The sequence below is a fragment of the Roseovarius faecimaris genome (assembly GCF_009762325.1).
Taxonomy (GTDB): domain Bacteria; phylum Pseudomonadota; class Alphaproteobacteria; order Rhodobacterales; family Rhodobacteraceae; genus Roseovarius; species Roseovarius faecimaris.
This window is the reverse complement of sequence record NZ_CP034348.1, coordinates 2,382,425-2,395,887: the sequence shown is the minus strand read 5'-3', so window position 1 is coordinate 2,395,887 and position 13,463 is coordinate 2,382,425. Positions and strand designations below refer to the sequence as shown.

General features: G+C 63.4%; 13 protein-coding genes. 6 read left to right on the top strand and 7 right to left on the bottom strand.

Annotated elements, in window-relative coordinates; translation table 11 throughout:
- Positions 1-178: 178 nt before the first annotated feature.
- The 3 genes from rpoH to EI983_RS12255 all read left to right on the top strand — a co-directional run bounded on the left by rpoH (position 179) and on the right by EI983_RS12255 (position 2,598).
- Positions 179-1,075: an RNA polymerase sigma factor RpoH gene (rpoH, locus tag EI983_RS12265; RefSeq protein ID WP_157707671.1), complete on the top strand. Its 897-nt coding sequence runs from the start codon at positions 179-181 to the stop codon at positions 1,073-1,075.
- Between the two features lie 93 nt (positions 1,076-1,168).
- Positions 1,169-2,230, top strand: a complete 1,062-nt coding sequence (locus tag EI983_RS12260; RefSeq protein ID WP_246162155.1) for an alpha/beta hydrolase — start codon at positions 1,169-1,171, stop codon at positions 2,228-2,230.
- Between the two features lie 98 nt (positions 2,231-2,328).
- Positions 2,329-2,598, top strand: coding sequence for a DksA/TraR family C4-type zinc finger protein (locus EI983_RS12255; RefSeq protein ID WP_157707670.1), 270 nt, complete (start codon positions 2,329-2,331; stop codon positions 2,596-2,598).
- Here the strand turns inward: EI983_RS12255 and EI983_RS12250 are convergent.
- The 5 genes from EI983_RS12250 to EI983_RS12230 form a co-directional block, all read right to left on the bottom strand.
- Positions 2,586-2,837 (bottom strand): hypothetical protein, encoded by a 252-nt coding sequence (locus EI983_RS12250; RefSeq protein WP_157707669.1) that lies wholly within the window; start codon positions 2,835-2,837, stop codon positions 2,586-2,588. The two genes, EI983_RS12255 and EI983_RS12250, sit on opposite strands and share 13 nt — an antisense overlap.
- A 3-nt stretch (positions 2,838-2,840) precedes the next feature.
- Positions 2,841-3,314 (bottom strand): GNAT family N-acetyltransferase, encoded by a 474-nt coding sequence (locus tag EI983_RS12245; protein WP_157707668.1) that lies wholly within the window; start codon positions 3,312-3,314, stop codon positions 2,841-2,843.
- Positions 3,311-5,131: a M3 family oligoendopeptidase gene (locus EI983_RS12240; RefSeq protein WP_157707667.1), complete on the bottom strand. Its 1,821-nt coding sequence runs from the start codon at positions 5,129-5,131 to the stop codon at positions 3,311-3,313. Before EI983_RS12240 ends, EI983_RS12245 begins: the two co-directional genes overlap by 4 nt.
- Before the next feature lie 122 nt (positions 5,132-5,253).
- Positions 5,254-6,849 (bottom strand): ATP-dependent DNA ligase, encoded by a 1,596-nt coding sequence (locus EI983_RS12235; protein ID WP_157707666.1) that lies wholly within the window; start codon positions 6,847-6,849, stop codon positions 5,254-5,256.
- The gene (locus tag EI983_RS12230) at positions 6,846-7,847 is read right to left on the bottom strand and encodes a ligase-associated DNA damage response exonuclease (RefSeq protein WP_157707665.1); all 1,002 of its coding nucleotides are present in this window, start codon (positions 7,845-7,847) and stop codon (positions 6,846-6,848) included. The genes EI983_RS12235 and EI983_RS12230 overlap by 4 nt, the downstream gene beginning before the upstream one ends.
- A 92-nt stretch (positions 7,848-7,939) precedes the next feature.
- Between EI983_RS12230 and EI983_RS12225 the strand changes: the two genes are divergently transcribed.
- Positions 7,940-8,767: a fumarylacetoacetate hydrolase family protein gene (locus EI983_RS12225; protein ID WP_157707664.1), complete on the top strand. Its 828-nt coding sequence runs from the start codon at positions 7,940-7,942 to the stop codon at positions 8,765-8,767.
- On the opposite strand, the gene EI983_RS12220 is transcribed toward EI983_RS12225, so the two are convergent.
- On the bottom strand, positions 8,724-9,716 hold the full coding sequence (locus tag EI983_RS12220; protein ID WP_157707663.1) for an alpha/beta fold hydrolase: 993 nt from the start codon (positions 9,714-9,716) through the stop codon (positions 8,724-8,726). The genes EI983_RS12225 and EI983_RS12220 overlap by 44 nt on opposite strands.
- Positions 9,716-10,003, bottom strand: coding sequence for an SCP2 sterol-binding domain-containing protein (locus EI983_RS12215; RefSeq protein ID WP_157707662.1), 288 nt, complete (start codon positions 10,001-10,003; stop codon positions 9,716-9,718). Before EI983_RS12215 ends, EI983_RS12220 begins: the two co-directional genes overlap by 1 nt.
- A 68-nt stretch (positions 10,004-10,071) precedes the next feature.
- On the opposite strand from EI983_RS12215, the gene EI983_RS12210 reads away from it, so the two are divergent.
- Positions 10,072-10,644, top strand: coding sequence for a tetratricopeptide repeat protein (locus EI983_RS12210; protein ID WP_157707661.1), 573 nt, complete (start codon positions 10,072-10,074; stop codon positions 10,642-10,644).
- 21 nt (positions 10,645-10,665) lie between these two features.
- Positions 10,666-13,458 carry a helicase-related protein gene (locus EI983_RS12205; protein WP_157707660.1) on the top strand — a complete coding sequence of 931 codons (2,793 nt, stop codon included), beginning with the start codon at positions 10,666-10,668 and terminating at the stop codon, positions 13,456-13,458.
- Positions 13,459-13,463 lie beyond the last annotated feature (5 nt).

The window sequence follows — 13,463 nt, the reverse complement described above, 5'->3', positions numbered from 1 at the left end:
ATGCGTCAGTTACATCTTTACAGCTTTGCACGCTTGCGTGAAGCGATTGTCACATCCCTTAAAAACCGACCGGAAACCCGTCATATCCCGTTTAACATTCGATGCTATGGCTCTTGAAGCGGTGTTAGCGCCAACCTATATGGATGTTAAGCCCCTAAACATTGGGAGGGACATGAGGATGAGTAACTACAAAAATCTGCCGGCCCCGACGCCGGAAGGCGGGTTGAACCGCTATATGCAGGAAATTCGCAAATTCCCGCTTCTGGAGCCGGAAGAGGAATATATGCTGGCCAAGCGCTGGGTTGAGGAGCAGGACACCGAAGCCGCGCACAAGATGGTCACGTCGCATCTGCGCCTCGCAGCCAAGATCGCCATGGGCTATCGCGGCTATGGGTTGCCGCAGGCCGAGGTCATTTCCGAGGCCAATGTGGGCCTGATGCAGGCCGTCAAGCGGTTTGATCCCGAAAAAGGCTTTCGCCTGGCCACCTATGCCATGTGGTGGATCCGCGCCAGCATTCAGGAATATATCCTGCGCAGCTGGAGCCTCGTGAAGCTCGGGACAACCTCGGCGCAGAAGAAGCTGTTTTTCAACCTGCGCAAGGCCAAGGCCCGTATCGGTGCGCTGGAAGAGGGGGATTTGCACCCCGATAATGTCAAGCAGATCGCGCATGACCTTGGCGTGACCGAGGATGAAGTCGTCAGCATGAACCGCCGGATGTCGGGCGGGGATGCGTCGCTGAATGCCACCGTGGGCAGCGAAGGCGAAGGCACGATGCAATGGCAGGACTGGCTGGAAGATGAGGATGCCGACCAGGCGGGCGACTACGAGGCGCGCGATGAGCTGGAGGCGCGGCGGGAGCTGCTGGCCGAGGCGATGGACGTGCTCAATGACCGCGAGCGCGATATCCTGACCCAGCGTCGGCTGAGCGATCAGGCGGTGACGCTGGAGGATCTCAGCGGGCAGTATGATGTCAGCCGCGAGCGTATTCGCCAGATCGAGGTCCGCGCCTTTGAAAAACTGCAAAAGCGTATGCGTAGCTTGGCCCAGGAGAAGGGTATGCTGACCAGCGCCTAGATCGTTTTCCTGTATCCACGGGATACGCGCCGGGCTTTTCCTGAGCCGCGAAACCAGATAAGCCTCTTCCATTGTCAGGAAGAGGCTTTTTCAGTGCCTGGTATCCATTATCCCAAGTCGAGCATGACGTGTTTCGCGCTTCTGACGCTGTTGGCTGTCGCGCTTGTGGCCTGCGCGCCGCGCCAGTCCGCGCAACGTGCGGCCGCGATCCCCGAGGCGACCATCGAGCAGATTTACATCGCGACCGAGCGGGCGCTCGACCGCACCGGCCCGTCCTTTGGCGAGCCGCGCAACGCCGGTATCCGTTATTTTCGGGCGGCAATCTCGATCCCGCCGACACACCGGGTGGGCAATATCGAATGGCATGAAGGCCCGCCTGACCCGGCGACCGATTTCGTTGTGACCGAGACTGAGGTCTACGAAGGCAACCCGGGCTTTGTGAATGCGGTCAAGAAAGGCCAGACCGCGCGCGAGGTGCTTGTCTTTGTGCATGGCTATAACAACACCCTGTCCGAGGCGATGTACCGGCTGGCGCAGATTCAGCATGACTTCAACTCGGGCCTGCCGTCGGTGCTGTTTTCCTGGCCGTCCGCGGGCGATCCGCGCGGCTATGTCTACGATCGCGACAGTGTTCTTTATGCGCGGGACGATCTGGAACTGTTGCTGAAATCGCTCACGCGCGGGCCGCAGGACAAGGTCACTCTGGTGGCGCATTCGATGGGCTCGCACCTTGTGATGGAGACCATGCGCCAGGCCGCGCTCAAGGGTGACAGGCGGCTCTTGTCGCGGATTTCCTCGGTGATCCTGATGTCGCCGGATATCGACCCGGATGTTTTCCGCCGTCAGGCCGAGGCGATTGGCCGGTTGCCGCAGCCCTTCCTGATGTTCATCTCCCGCGAGGATCGCGCGCTGGGGCTCGCCGGGTTTATCACCGGGCGCAAGCCGCGACTGGGGGTGATCGACAGCCCGGAGGCGGTGGCGGGCCTCGATGTGAAAGTGATCGACTTCACGGCACTTGGCGATGGCGAGGGGCTGAACCATGCGGTGCCGACATCCTCGCCCACGGCGATTTCGGTGCTCAAGGGGATGATCGCGCAGGCGCAATCGGGGGAACGTGCGTTTCAGAACTATATGGTGCTGACGGCGCAGCCCTGATCCGGCGCTCGTCTGACCTTGCGGCCAGCCTCGCCCGGGGCGGGGATTGCACATGGAGGGGCAGTGCACATATGTTGCGGGTGTGAAGGAGAACGACCATGGCAACCGGATGGGCCCGCGATGGCGCGGTGAGCGAACAGATCGAAGCCTCGATCGAGGATGAGCTGAAGCGGCTGAAGGCACGCCCGCGTCCCGAAGGCGAAAGCCTGACCCATTGCGCGGAATGTGACGAGGAAATCCCGCAGGCACGGCGCGAGGCCATCCCGGGCGTGAAGCTCTGCATTGACTGCATGCAGGAGCGCGATGCGGCCTATCAGGCGCGCGGGGGGATCAACCGGCGCGGCTCGAAGGACAGTCAGCTGAAGTAGCGGGTTTTGAGCCAGCGCCAGATCGGCAGAATGTCGAGCATCGCGACGGCCAGTCCCAGCGGAATCATCCAGAAGCCCAGCACCGGCAGGAATCCCAGAAATCCAAGTCCGATCAGCACAAGCCCGGCAACAAGCCGCAAACCGGGCGGCACGGTCCGGCGGATGCGGACAAGGGCACGCTTGAACCGGGATCTGAGCGAGCGGCGCGTTGCGGTCTTGTCAGGTGGGGTCTCTGGCATGATCTATCTCGCGGGCAGGCGCATGACGATCTCTGGCCCGACACGGCCCTGATGCGGTGCGCCCTCGATGTGCCAGCCGCACCTGCCATAAAGCGTGGCCGCCGCAGCGTTGCTTTCATCCACCGACAACCAGAGCGCGTCGATGTCGTAGTGCCCCGCCACATATGCCCCAAGCTGCGAGAGCAGTGCGTGCCCATACCCGCGCCCCTGATACTGCCCGCCGATCAGCAACCCGCGCAGGGCATGCGCCCCGGCGGGCAGCCGTGCAATCCGGCGCGAAAAATCCCGGTCGATCTTGAAAAACCCCACCGCCTCCGTGCCCGCACGGGCGATATGGAAGTCCTGTATCAGATCCGGCTCGTCGGTCATCTCGGCGATGTCCCCCACGAAATCGCGCTGATGCCCGGGCAGCTTCAGATGCGCCACCTCCTGCACCTGGCTGCGGGGCAGGGGGGAGAGCACAAGCCCGAGTGTCACCCCTCCATCGCCTCCAGCTCGTCGATGAAGCCCGAGATCATGCTCAGACCCTTGTCCCAGAATTTGGGATCCGAGGCGTCAAGGCCGAACGGGGCGAGAAGCTCTTTGTGATGCTTGGATCCGCCGGCTTTGAGCATGTCGAAATACTTGTCCTGGAAGCCGTCGGGGTTTTCTTCGTAGACGGCATAAAGCGCATTCACCAGCCCGTCGCCAAAGGCGTAGGCGTAGACATAGAAGGGTGAGTGCACGAAATGCGGGATATAGGCCCAGAAGGTCTCGTACCCCTCGACGAAGTCAAAAGCCGGGCCCAGGGATTCTGCCTGCACCGACATCCAGAGCGCGTTGATATCCTCTGGTGTCAGTTCGCCGTCGCGGCGCGCGGCATGCAGTTTGCATTCGAAGTCATAGAAGGCGATCTGCCGGACAACGGTGTTGATCATGTCCTCCACCTTGCCTGCCAGCAGCACCTTGCGCTCCTGTTCGGTCCTGGCCCCGTCGAGCATCTTGCGGAAGGTCAGCATTTCACCAAAGACCGATGCCGTCTCGGCCAGCGTCAGGGGGGTCGACGCCAGCAACTCGCCCTGTCCGGCGGCCAGCACCTGATGCACGCCGTGCCCCAGCTCATGCGCCAACGTCATGACATCGCGCGGCTTACCCAGGTAGTTGAGCATCACATAGGGGTGAACCTCGGTCACCGTGGGATGCGCAAAGGCACCGGGGGCCTTGCCCGGCTTCACCGCCGCATCGATCCAGCCGTCCGAGAAGAACGGTTTTGCCAGATCGCCCATGCGCGGATCGAAGGAGGTATATGCCTCCATCACGATCTTCTCGGCGCTGGGCCAGTCGACGGTCCTGGTGTCTTCGATGGGCAGGGGCGCGTTGCGGTCCCAGACCTGCATCCGGTCGAGGCCGAGCCATTTGCGCTTGAGCTCGTAATAGCGGTGGCTGAGCTTGGGGTAGGCCGCAACAACGGCATCGCGCAGGGCCTCGACAACCTCGGGTTCCACGTCGTTGCTCAGGTGGCGGCCGGTCTGGGCAGTGGGCATGCCGCGCCAGCGGTCGATGACCTCTTTTTCCTTGGCCCCGGTATTGTGCACGCGCGAGAAGATCCGGATATTTTCGCCAAAGACCCGGGCCAGTTCGCGCGTGGCGGCCTCGCGCTTGGCGCGGTCCTGCTCGGTCAGAAGGTTGAGCGTGGCCTCGATGCCCATCTCCTCGCCATCGACGGTAAAGCTCAGCCCCGCGATGGTTTCGTCAAAGAGCCGCTCCCAGGCGTCGCCCACAACGCCCAGATCATGCAGGAATTTCTCCAACTCGTCGGAAAGCTGATAGGGTTTCATGGCCCGGATGCGGCGCAGAACAGGGGCATAGCGGGCCAGATCCACGTTCTCGGCCAGCATCGCGTCAAGTGCCGTATCGTCCAGACGGTTCAGCTCCAGCGTGAAGAAGACAAGCGGCGTGGTGTAGGTGGTGATCTTTTCCTGGCAGTCGGAGAGGAACTTGGTGCGCGCGCCATCGGTGGTGTTCTGATAATAGCGCAGACCGGCAAACGACATGATCCGCCCGGCGATCCCGCTGATCTTTTCGTCGCGCCGGATGCATTCCAGCAGGCCCGCGGCGTCCAGATCGGCGAGTTTACCCTCGTAGTCGGCGGCAAATTCGGCACAGGCCGTTTCCAGCCAGTCCAGATCGCGTTTGAGCTCGGCTGCGTCTTCGCCCGTATAGAGATCGCTCAGGTCCCATTCCGGCAGATCGCCGAGATTATCCGGGCCGGACCCGGCGGTGGCGTCATAAACGGGCGTGGGAAGCTGAAACATATGCGGTCTCCTGTTGTGCTGGGGTTACACATATGCCGACAGGCCGGTAGTCTCAAGGTGATCGCGGGGTTGAGATTTTTCGTACGAAAAATCTTGGTCAAAGAAAATTCGTACGAATTTTCTCATCCATGTTGCGCCAGCATTTTCTTGAGGTCGTCGAGCGTGTTCGCCTCGGTCACAGGTTTGTCATGCCGCCAGCGTTTCATCCGTGGAAAGCGAAGCGCGACGCCGGATTTGTGCCGCGGGCTCTCCTGGATCCCTTCGAAGGCAATCTCGAACACATGTTCGGGCTTTACCTGCCGAACAGGGCCGAAACGGTCGGTGGTGTTCTTGCGCACCCAGGCGGTGATCTGGCGGAATTCCGCATCTGTCAGGCCCGAATAGGCCTTGGTGAAGGGCACCAGAGCGTTGCCGTCGCGCACGGCAAAGGTGAAATCGGTAAAGAGATTGGCCCGCCGTCCACTGCCTTGTTGCGCATAGATCATCACCGCGTCGATGGTCAGCGGGTCGAGCTTCCATTTCCACCAATCGCCCTTCTTGCGCCCCACATGATAAGGGCTATCCGCACGCTTGAGCATCAGCCCCTCCGCGCGATGCTCGCGGGCTTGGGCGCGCAGGTCGTGCAAGGTCTTCCAGTCATCAAACCGGAGCAGGTCGGCGCAGCGAAGAGGCGCGTCCGTTGGCAGGGCCTGCATCAGTTTCTCAAGCCTTGCGCGCCGCTCCGTGAAGGGGCGGGCGCGCAAATCGACGCCCTTCTCCTCCAGCAGGTCGTAGGCCAGCAGGATCACCGGAGCCTCTTTCAGCAGCTTCTTCGGGACAGTCTTGCGCCCGATCCGTTTTTGCAGGGCGTTGAAGGGTAGGGGCATGTCGTCATGCCAGGCCAGCAATTCGCCATCGAGGACTGTGCCGTCGGGCAGTTCATCCTGCGCGCGGGCGAGTTCCGGAAAGCGGTCGGTCATCAACTCCTCGCCGCGTGACCAGACGAAATACGCGCCGCCGCGCAGGATGAGCTGGCCGCGAATGCCGTCCCATTTCCATTCTGCGCGCCAGTGCTGAGGATCGCCAAGCTGCTCGGGCCCGTCCCCGTCCACGCCATGGGCCAGACAGAACGGATAGGGCCGGGAGAGCGCGGCACCGGCGTCGGGCGCTTCGATCAGGGCGGCATAGCTGGTGGTCTCTGGCGTCCAGTCCCCCATCAGCCGGTGGGCCAGCGCCGCCTCGTCCTGTCCGGTGGCACGGGACAGCGCCCGGGTCATGAGCTTGCGGCTGACGCCCACGCGAAAGCCCCCGGTGAGCAGCTTGTTGAACACGAGCCGTTCCAGCGCGGGCATGCGCGCCCAGGCGTCGAGCACGGCGGATTTGCGATCTTCCTCATCCGCCTGGTCCAGCGCACGCAGGCGCAGGATCCAGGTGGTCAGGCTGTCCTCATGGCGGGCTGTCGCCTCGGGCAGGACCAGGGCAATGGTTTCAGCCAGATCGCCCACAATCGGATAGCTTTCCTCGAAGAGCCAGAGGGGGATGCCGGCGCGTTCTGCCGCCCATTCGCGGAGTTTCGTCGTTGTGATGGCCCGGCGCGGGCGGCGGCCGGAGAAGAGCGCGATCGTCCAGAGCTTGTCGTCATCCGGGGCCGAGGTCAGATAGCGCGCCAGCGCATCGACTTTGCCGGTGGTTTTGGTGGTCTGGTCGATCGCGGTATAAAGGGCTGCGAATTCCTTCATGAGGCCTCTCCGTCATCCAGAACCTCACCGGTGAATTCGGTCGGGACGACTTGCGCATTCTTGCCCTGCTCGTTCAGCCATCGCGCGAAGATGTCAGTGTAACCATGTGTGACATAGATGTTTTCCGCACCGGTCGCGGCAATCGCACTGTTTAGTCCGCTCCAATCGGCATGGTCCGATACAACAAAGCCGCGATCCACCGCGCGCCGCCGCCGTATGCCGCGCAGGCGCATCCAGCCACTGGCAAAACCCGTGGCTGAAGGTCTGAACCGCCGCGCCCAGGCAGAGCCGAGCGCCGAAGGCGGGGCGAGCACCAGAGCGCCCGTGTGATCGGCGGCCGAGAGTTCGGGCGTGACAGGAACCGTCTGAGGCAGATCGAGCCCCTGACCGCGCAGCACCGCATTTGTGCCCTCGACCGCGCCGTGGGTCAGGATCGGGCCGATGGAGGGGTCGAGCAGCGTCATCACCCGCTGCGCCTTGCCCAGCGAATAGGCGCCCAGCAGGCTGAACATGCCGTTGGAGGCGTTTTCAGCCCACCAGCTGTTGATCTCGGCGGCGACAGCCGCGTCGTTGGGCCATGTGAAAACGGGCAGGCCGAAGGTGCATTCGGTGATGAAGCTGTGGCATTTCACCGGCTCGAACGGGGTTGAAAGCATGTCGGGTGTGGTTTTGTAGTCGCCGGAGACCACCCAGACCTCGCCCCCGACGTCGACGCGGATCTGCGCCGACCCCGGCACATGACCCGCAGGGTGGAATGAAACGCTCGCCCCGCCGATCCGGCGTGTCTCGCCATAGCGCAGAGTGTCGAGCGTGATCCCTGACAGCCGGTGACGCATGACCGGGGCGGCCAGGTCAGTAGCCAGATAAGACCCGTGACCTTGGCGCGCATGATCGGCATGGCCATGGGTGATCAGCGCGCGGTCTACCGGGCGCCAGGGGTCGATGTAGAAGTCTCCTGCCGGGCAATAGATACCCTCGGGGCGGAATGTCAGGGTCATGCCGCCGAAATAGCCCATAACCGGTCGGATTCCAGCCCTTGCGCGCCCTCCGTCCACCGCTATCCTGCCGCAAACCGATGAGGAGCGGCGAGATGCGATTTGTGCGATATGGCGAAAAGGGCGCGGAGAAGCCGGGTGTCCTGGATGCGGATGGCGGCCTGCGCGATTTGAGTGGAGTGTTGCCGGATCTGGCGGGCGACGTGCTGGCCAACCTGCCGCAAATCACCCCCGAAGCCCTGCCCAAGGTCGACGGCCGGCCGCGCCTTGGCGTGCCGGTTGCGGGCATCGGCAAGTTCATCGGGATCGGTCTCAACTATTCCGACCATGCGGCCGAGACCGGGATGGAGCCGCCCGAGCATCCGATTGTCTTTATGAAAGCCACGTCGTCTATCACCGGTCCTAATGACACGGTGCATCTGCCGCGCAGTTCGCGCCATGCGGATTGGGAGGTGGAGCTTGGCGTGGTGATCGGCAAGCCCGCGAAATATGTCGACGAGGCCGACGCGCTTTCCCATGTGGCGGGCTATTGCGTGGTCAATGATGTGTCGGAGCGGCGGTTTCAGTCAAAGCTGTCGGGGCAATGGACCAAGGGCAAAAGCTGCGACACGTTCGGGCCGATCGGGCCCTGGCTGGTGACGCCGGACGAGGTGGGCGATCCGCAGGAGCTGAGCCTGACGCTCGATCTCAATGGTGAGCGGATGCAGACCGGCAGCACCTCCAAGATGATTTTCACCGTGGCGCAGATCATTTCGCATCTGAGCGAGATCATGAGCCTGCAGCCTGGCGATGTGATCGCCACGGGCACCCCTCCCGGCGTGGGCATGGCGCGCGATCCCAGGCGGTTCCTGACCGAAGGCGATGAAATGTCTCTGGAAATCAGCGGGCTGGGGCGGCAGACGCAGCGCGTGCTTCAAGATTAGCGGTGCGCATCGGCCGGGCGTGTTCGTCGTAGAAGGCGCCGATCTGGCCGAACAGGTCGGTTTGCGTGGCCTCGTCTTCCATCAGCACTTCGTGCTTGGCCCCGTCGACCCAGACCATCCGGCTGCCGGGCCAGCGGGCCATGCGGCCACGGATGCGCGGAACGCAGACGATGTCTTCTTCCGTGCCGGTCATGTTCAGGCAGGGCAGATCGGGCGAGGGCAGGCGCGCAAGATCGCGGGTTTCCTTCAGCGCCTCGTGCAGCCAGCGCAGGCTCGGCCCGCCAAGGCCCAGCTCGGGGCAGGCGAGCGTCTGGTCGATCATGTATTGATACATGTCGCGGTCATGGGTGAGCTTGTTGGTCTCGAAGGGTTCATTCAGCACATAGGGCGCGCCGTAAGTGCTGGGCGCATAGAGGTGCCCCATGCCCACGTAACGGCTGCCCCATGACAGCGACCAGGCCACCGGGCGCAGGATCTCGGAAATGCGCACACCCCACATCGGCCCTGAGAAGACCGCGGAATTGACCGGCAGGCCGAGATAGAGCGCCCGAAGGCCGATGCATCCGCCCATCGAATGCGCCAGAAGGTGCCAGGGTTTGGGCAGGTCCATCTCGGCGGCCAGGGCGACCATTTCGGTCACGTCAAGCTGATAGTCGCTGAAGTGATGCACATGGCCTGTCATGGTGTCGGGCAGGAGCCGGTCGGCGAGACCCTGACCGCGCCAGTCGATGGCAAGCGTGGCATAGCCCTGCGCCGCGAGGTGGTTGGCGGCACGGCCATACTTTTCAATATACTCCGTGCGCCCCGGAAAGAGGAACACCGTGCCTTTGGGGGCCTCACGATTGTAAAGGCCTATGCGGATGCGCACCCCGTCGCTGGTGGTCCGCCACCAGGCCTGACCATCCGCCGGTCCGTCGGCGATATCCGAGCGAAAGGGTGCAGGTTCCATCAGGAGAGGACACTCCCCAGTTTCATGGCCAGGCCCATATCGCCATCCACGGCAAGCTTGCCCGACATGAAGGCGGCGGCCGGGTCCATGTCACCTTCGAGAATGGCCTGGAACGTGTCGGCATCGGCCGACAGGGTCACATCCGCCTCATCATCCGCGGCGCGCGCGCCGTTGCTGTCGATCACGATGCTGCCTTCGTCCTCGATGACGAATTTTGCAACACCGTCAAAGCCACCGCTGGCCTTTTCGTTGAGAGCCTCTACGGCGGCTGTGATAACGTCACTCATGGGTGATCCTCCAGATTTGATCAGCCGGGGCTTTGCATTCCGGCAATTGGCGCTAAACTACCCACGTTATGAGAGGATTGTTCCCCAAGCTCAATAATATCGTGGCGGCACTTTTGCTGACAGTCACGTTTTCCTTACCTTCCGGCATGGCCGCGGCGGCGGAAAACGCGCGCCTGGACGAGCTGTTCACACGGCTGAAAGAGGCGGATGCGGGCGCCGCACGGCGGATTGCGGCCGAGATCGAGCTGGAAATGTCCAAATCGGGCTCTGCGTCGATGGACCTGCTTTACAAGCGCGGGCGTGATGCGCTGGAAGCGGGCAATATCGACGTGGCCATCGAGCATCTGACGGCGCTGACCGATCATGCCCCCGATTTCGCGCAGGGTTATTATCTGCGTGCCGTTGCGTATTACCGCGCAGAGCTTTTTGGCCCGTCCTTTGCTGATCTGGAGAGGGCGCTGATCCTCAACCCGCGTCACTACGAGGCCATCGGCCTGCTTGGCTATCTGATGGAGGAGATGAATCAGCCCGAGCTCGCGCATGATGCCTATCTGCGCGCGCTGGAGCTGCACCCGCATCACGAGGACATCCAGATGGGGCTTGACCGGTTGGGCCCGACGATGGGCGGCGAGCCCCTCTGAGCGCAGCGGAGATTTTCTGACATGGTCACGTCGTCAAGAACCCTCGCGGTTCTGGGCCCCACCAATACCGGCAAGACGCATTATGCCATCGAGCGGATGCTGGCGCACCGGACGGGGATCATTGGCCTGCCGCTGCGGCTGCTGGCGCGCGAGGTCTATGACAAGATCGTCGCGCTGCGCGGGCCTTCGGTTGTGGCACTGGTCACCGGAGAAGAACGGATCGTGCCGCCTCGCGCGCAATACTGGGTGTGCACCGTCGAGGCGATGCCCGAGGGCACGGGTGCGGATTTCGTCGCGGTGGATGAGATCCAGCTTTGCGCCGATCCCGAGCGCGGCCATGTCTTTACCAACCGGCTTCTGAACGCGCGCGGGCTGCATGAGACGCAGTTTCTGGGCAGTCACACCATGCGCGGGGCCATCTCGGCGATGGTGCCTGAAGCCGAATTCATTGGCCGCGAGCGCATGTCGCAGCTCAGCTATATGGGGCCCAAGAAAATCTCGAAGATGCCGCCGCGCAGCGCGATTGTCGGCTTCTCGGTCGATAACGTCTATGCCATTGCCGAGCTTCTGCGCCGTCAGAAGGGCGGCGCGGCGGTGGTCATGGGGGCGCTGTCTCCGCGTACGCGCAACGCCCAGGTCGATCTCTATCAGAACGGCGATGTGGATTACCTTGTCGCCACGGATGCCATCGGCATGGGGCTCAACCTCGATATCAACCATGTGGCGTTTTCGTCGCTGACCAAATTTGACGGGCGGCGGATGCGCGGGCTGGCCCCCAACGAATTGGCGCAGATTGCCGGACGCGCCGGGCGGGGGATGAGCCACGGCACCTTTGGTGTGACCGGCGAGGCGCCTGACCTGCCCGATGAGGTGGCGCAGGCCATCATGGATCATCGCTTTACCCCCATCCGCAAGCTGGAGTGGCGCAACGACCGGCTGCAATTCGGCTCGGCCGAGGCGCTGATCTCCTCGCTTGAAACCCGTCCGCAGGACGAGTGGCTGGCACCCGCGCGCGAGGCCGATGACCTGATTGCACTCAAGACGCTGAGCGCGCAGGCGGACATCCGCGCACGGCTTGATGATGCGCGGGCAGTGCAGCTTCTCTGGGATGTGTGCCGCGTTCCCGATTTTCGCGGCATCAGCCCGGCGGAACATGCGGGCCTGCTGGAGAGCATATTCCTCGACCTGCACAGCCACGGGCGGCTGGCGGATGACTGGCTGGCGCGGCAGATCCGCCGACTCGACCGGACGGATGGGGATATCGATACGCTGTCCAAACGGCTGGCCTATATCCGCACCTGGACCTATGTGGCGCAGCGCAAAGGCTGGGTGGATGACGAATCTCATTGGCGCGGGGCGACGCGCGCTGTAGAAGACCGCTTGTCAGACGCGCTGCATGGCGCATTGACCCAAAGATTTGTGGATCGGCGCACCTCTGTGCTGTTGCGCCGGCTCAAGCAGAAGGAGGCCATGGTGGCCGAAGTGAACGATACTGGCGACGTGACCGTCGAAGGCGAATTTGTCGGACGGCTGGAAGGCTTCCGCTTCATTCAGGACAAGGGCAGCTCGGGCGCCGAGGCCAAGGCGATAGGCCAGGCGAGCCTGCAGGCGCTCAGCCCCCATTTCCACCTCAAGGCGGACCGGTTCTATAACGCGCCCGACACCGAGATCGACTTTACCGAGCAAGGCGGGTTGATGTGGGGCGAACAGGCCGTGGGCAAGCTGGTGGCGGGCGATGATCCGCTCAAGCCGCGTGCGCAGGCCTTTGTGGATGAGGCCGCAGGCGACGAGGTGGCGCAGAAGGTCCAGCGCCGGTTGCAGCATTTTATCGACCGCAAGGTGGCCACCCTTTTCGAGCCGCTTCTGAACCTGCAAAAGGACGACGCGCTGACCGGCATGGCGCGCGGCTTTGGCTTCCGTATGATCGAGGCTTTCGGCGTGCTGCCCCGCGCCGAGGTCGCGCAGGAGGTCAAGGATCTGGATCAGGACGCGCGCGGTGCGCTGCGCAAGCACGGGATCCGCTTCGGTCAGTTCACGATTTTCATGCCGCTGCTGCTGAAACCCGCGCCGACGCGTCTGCGTCTGGTGCTGTGGTCGTTGGCACAGGGGCTCAGCGAGTTTCCCGAATCGCCCCCGCCGGGGCTGGTCACCGTGCCCTCGGGCAAGGATGTCCCGCAGGCCCATCACACGATGGCGGGCTATCGCGCGGCAGGGGAGCGCGCCATTCGTATCGACATGCTGGAGCGGCTGGCGGATATGCTGCGCTCCGAGGACAGCCGGGGCGGGTTCGAGGCCAAGGCTGACATGCTCTCGATCACCGGCATGACGCTGGAGCAGTTTGCCGACCTGATGCAGGGGCTTGGCTACAAGGCCGAGCGTGGGGAGCGCGAAAAACAGCGCGCCGCGCCCGAGGTCCAGCCGGAACCGGCCACGCAGGAGCCGACCCCGGCCGAACCGCAAGCCGAGGCTGCCGACACATCACCGGAGGCTCCGCAGGAGGCGCCGGAAGCCGCCGCCGAGGCGCAGCCTCAGCCCGCAGCAGCCGAGGCCGCAACCGAAGCCCCTGAAACCGAGGTGTTCTATGTCTTCACCTGGGCGGGCCGGGCAGGGCGCGGCGACCGGCCTCAGGGCCGCAAGGGCCCTGGCAAGGAGGCGCGCGGCAAGCCGGGCAAGGGCAAACGACCGCCCCGCAAGGGCAAGCCCGACGGCGAGCGCGGGGCCAAGACCTATACGGCGAAGCCGCAGAAGAAGGACCGGATCGACCCGGACAATCCTTTCGCCGCCGCCCTGATGGGGCTCAAGGACAAAAGCTGAGGCTT

What these genes read in the sequence shown, in the direction of transcription:
- rpoH (WP_157707671.1), top strand. Translation starts at nt 179, where the DNA reads ATGAGTAACTACAAAAATCTGCCGGCCCCGACGCCGGAAGGCGGGTTG.
- EI983_RS12255 (WP_157707670.1), top strand. Translation starts at nt 2,329, where the DNA reads ATGGCAACCGGATGGGCCCGCGATGGCGCGGTGAGCGAACAGATCGAA.
- EI983_RS12250 (WP_157707669.1), bottom strand. Translation starts at nt 2,837, where the DNA reads ATGCCAGAGACCCCACCTGACAAGACCGCAACGCGCCGCTCGCTCAGA.
- EI983_RS12240 (WP_157707667.1), bottom strand. Translation starts at nt 5,131, where the DNA reads ATGTTTCAGCTTCCCACGCCCGTTTATGACGCCACCGCCGGGTCCGGC.
- EI983_RS12235 (WP_157707666.1), bottom strand. Translation starts at nt 6,849, where the DNA reads ATGAAGGAATTCGCAGCCCTTTATACCGCGATCGACCAGACCACCAAA.
- EI983_RS12230 (WP_157707665.1), bottom strand. Translation starts at nt 7,847, where the DNA reads ATGACCCTGACATTCCGCCCCGAGGGTATCTATTGCCCGGCAGGAGAC.
- EI983_RS12225 (WP_157707664.1), top strand. Translation starts at nt 7,940, where the DNA reads ATGCGATTTGTGCGATATGGCGAAAAGGGCGCGGAGAAGCCGGGTGTC.
- EI983_RS12220 (WP_157707663.1), bottom strand. Translation starts at nt 9,716, where the DNA reads ATGGAACCTGCACCCTTTCGCTCGGATATCGCCGACGGACCGGCGGAT.
- EI983_RS12215 (WP_157707662.1), bottom strand. Translation starts at nt 10,003, where the DNA reads ATGAGTGACGTTATCACAGCCGCCGTAGAGGCTCTCAACGAAAAGGCC.
- EI983_RS12210 (WP_157707661.1), top strand. Translation starts at nt 10,072, where the DNA reads ATGAGAGGATTGTTCCCCAAGCTCAATAATATCGTGGCGGCACTTTTG.
- EI983_RS12205 (WP_157707660.1), top strand. Translation starts at nt 10,666, where the DNA reads ATGGTCACGTCGTCAAGAACCCTCGCGGTTCTGGGCCCCACCAATACC.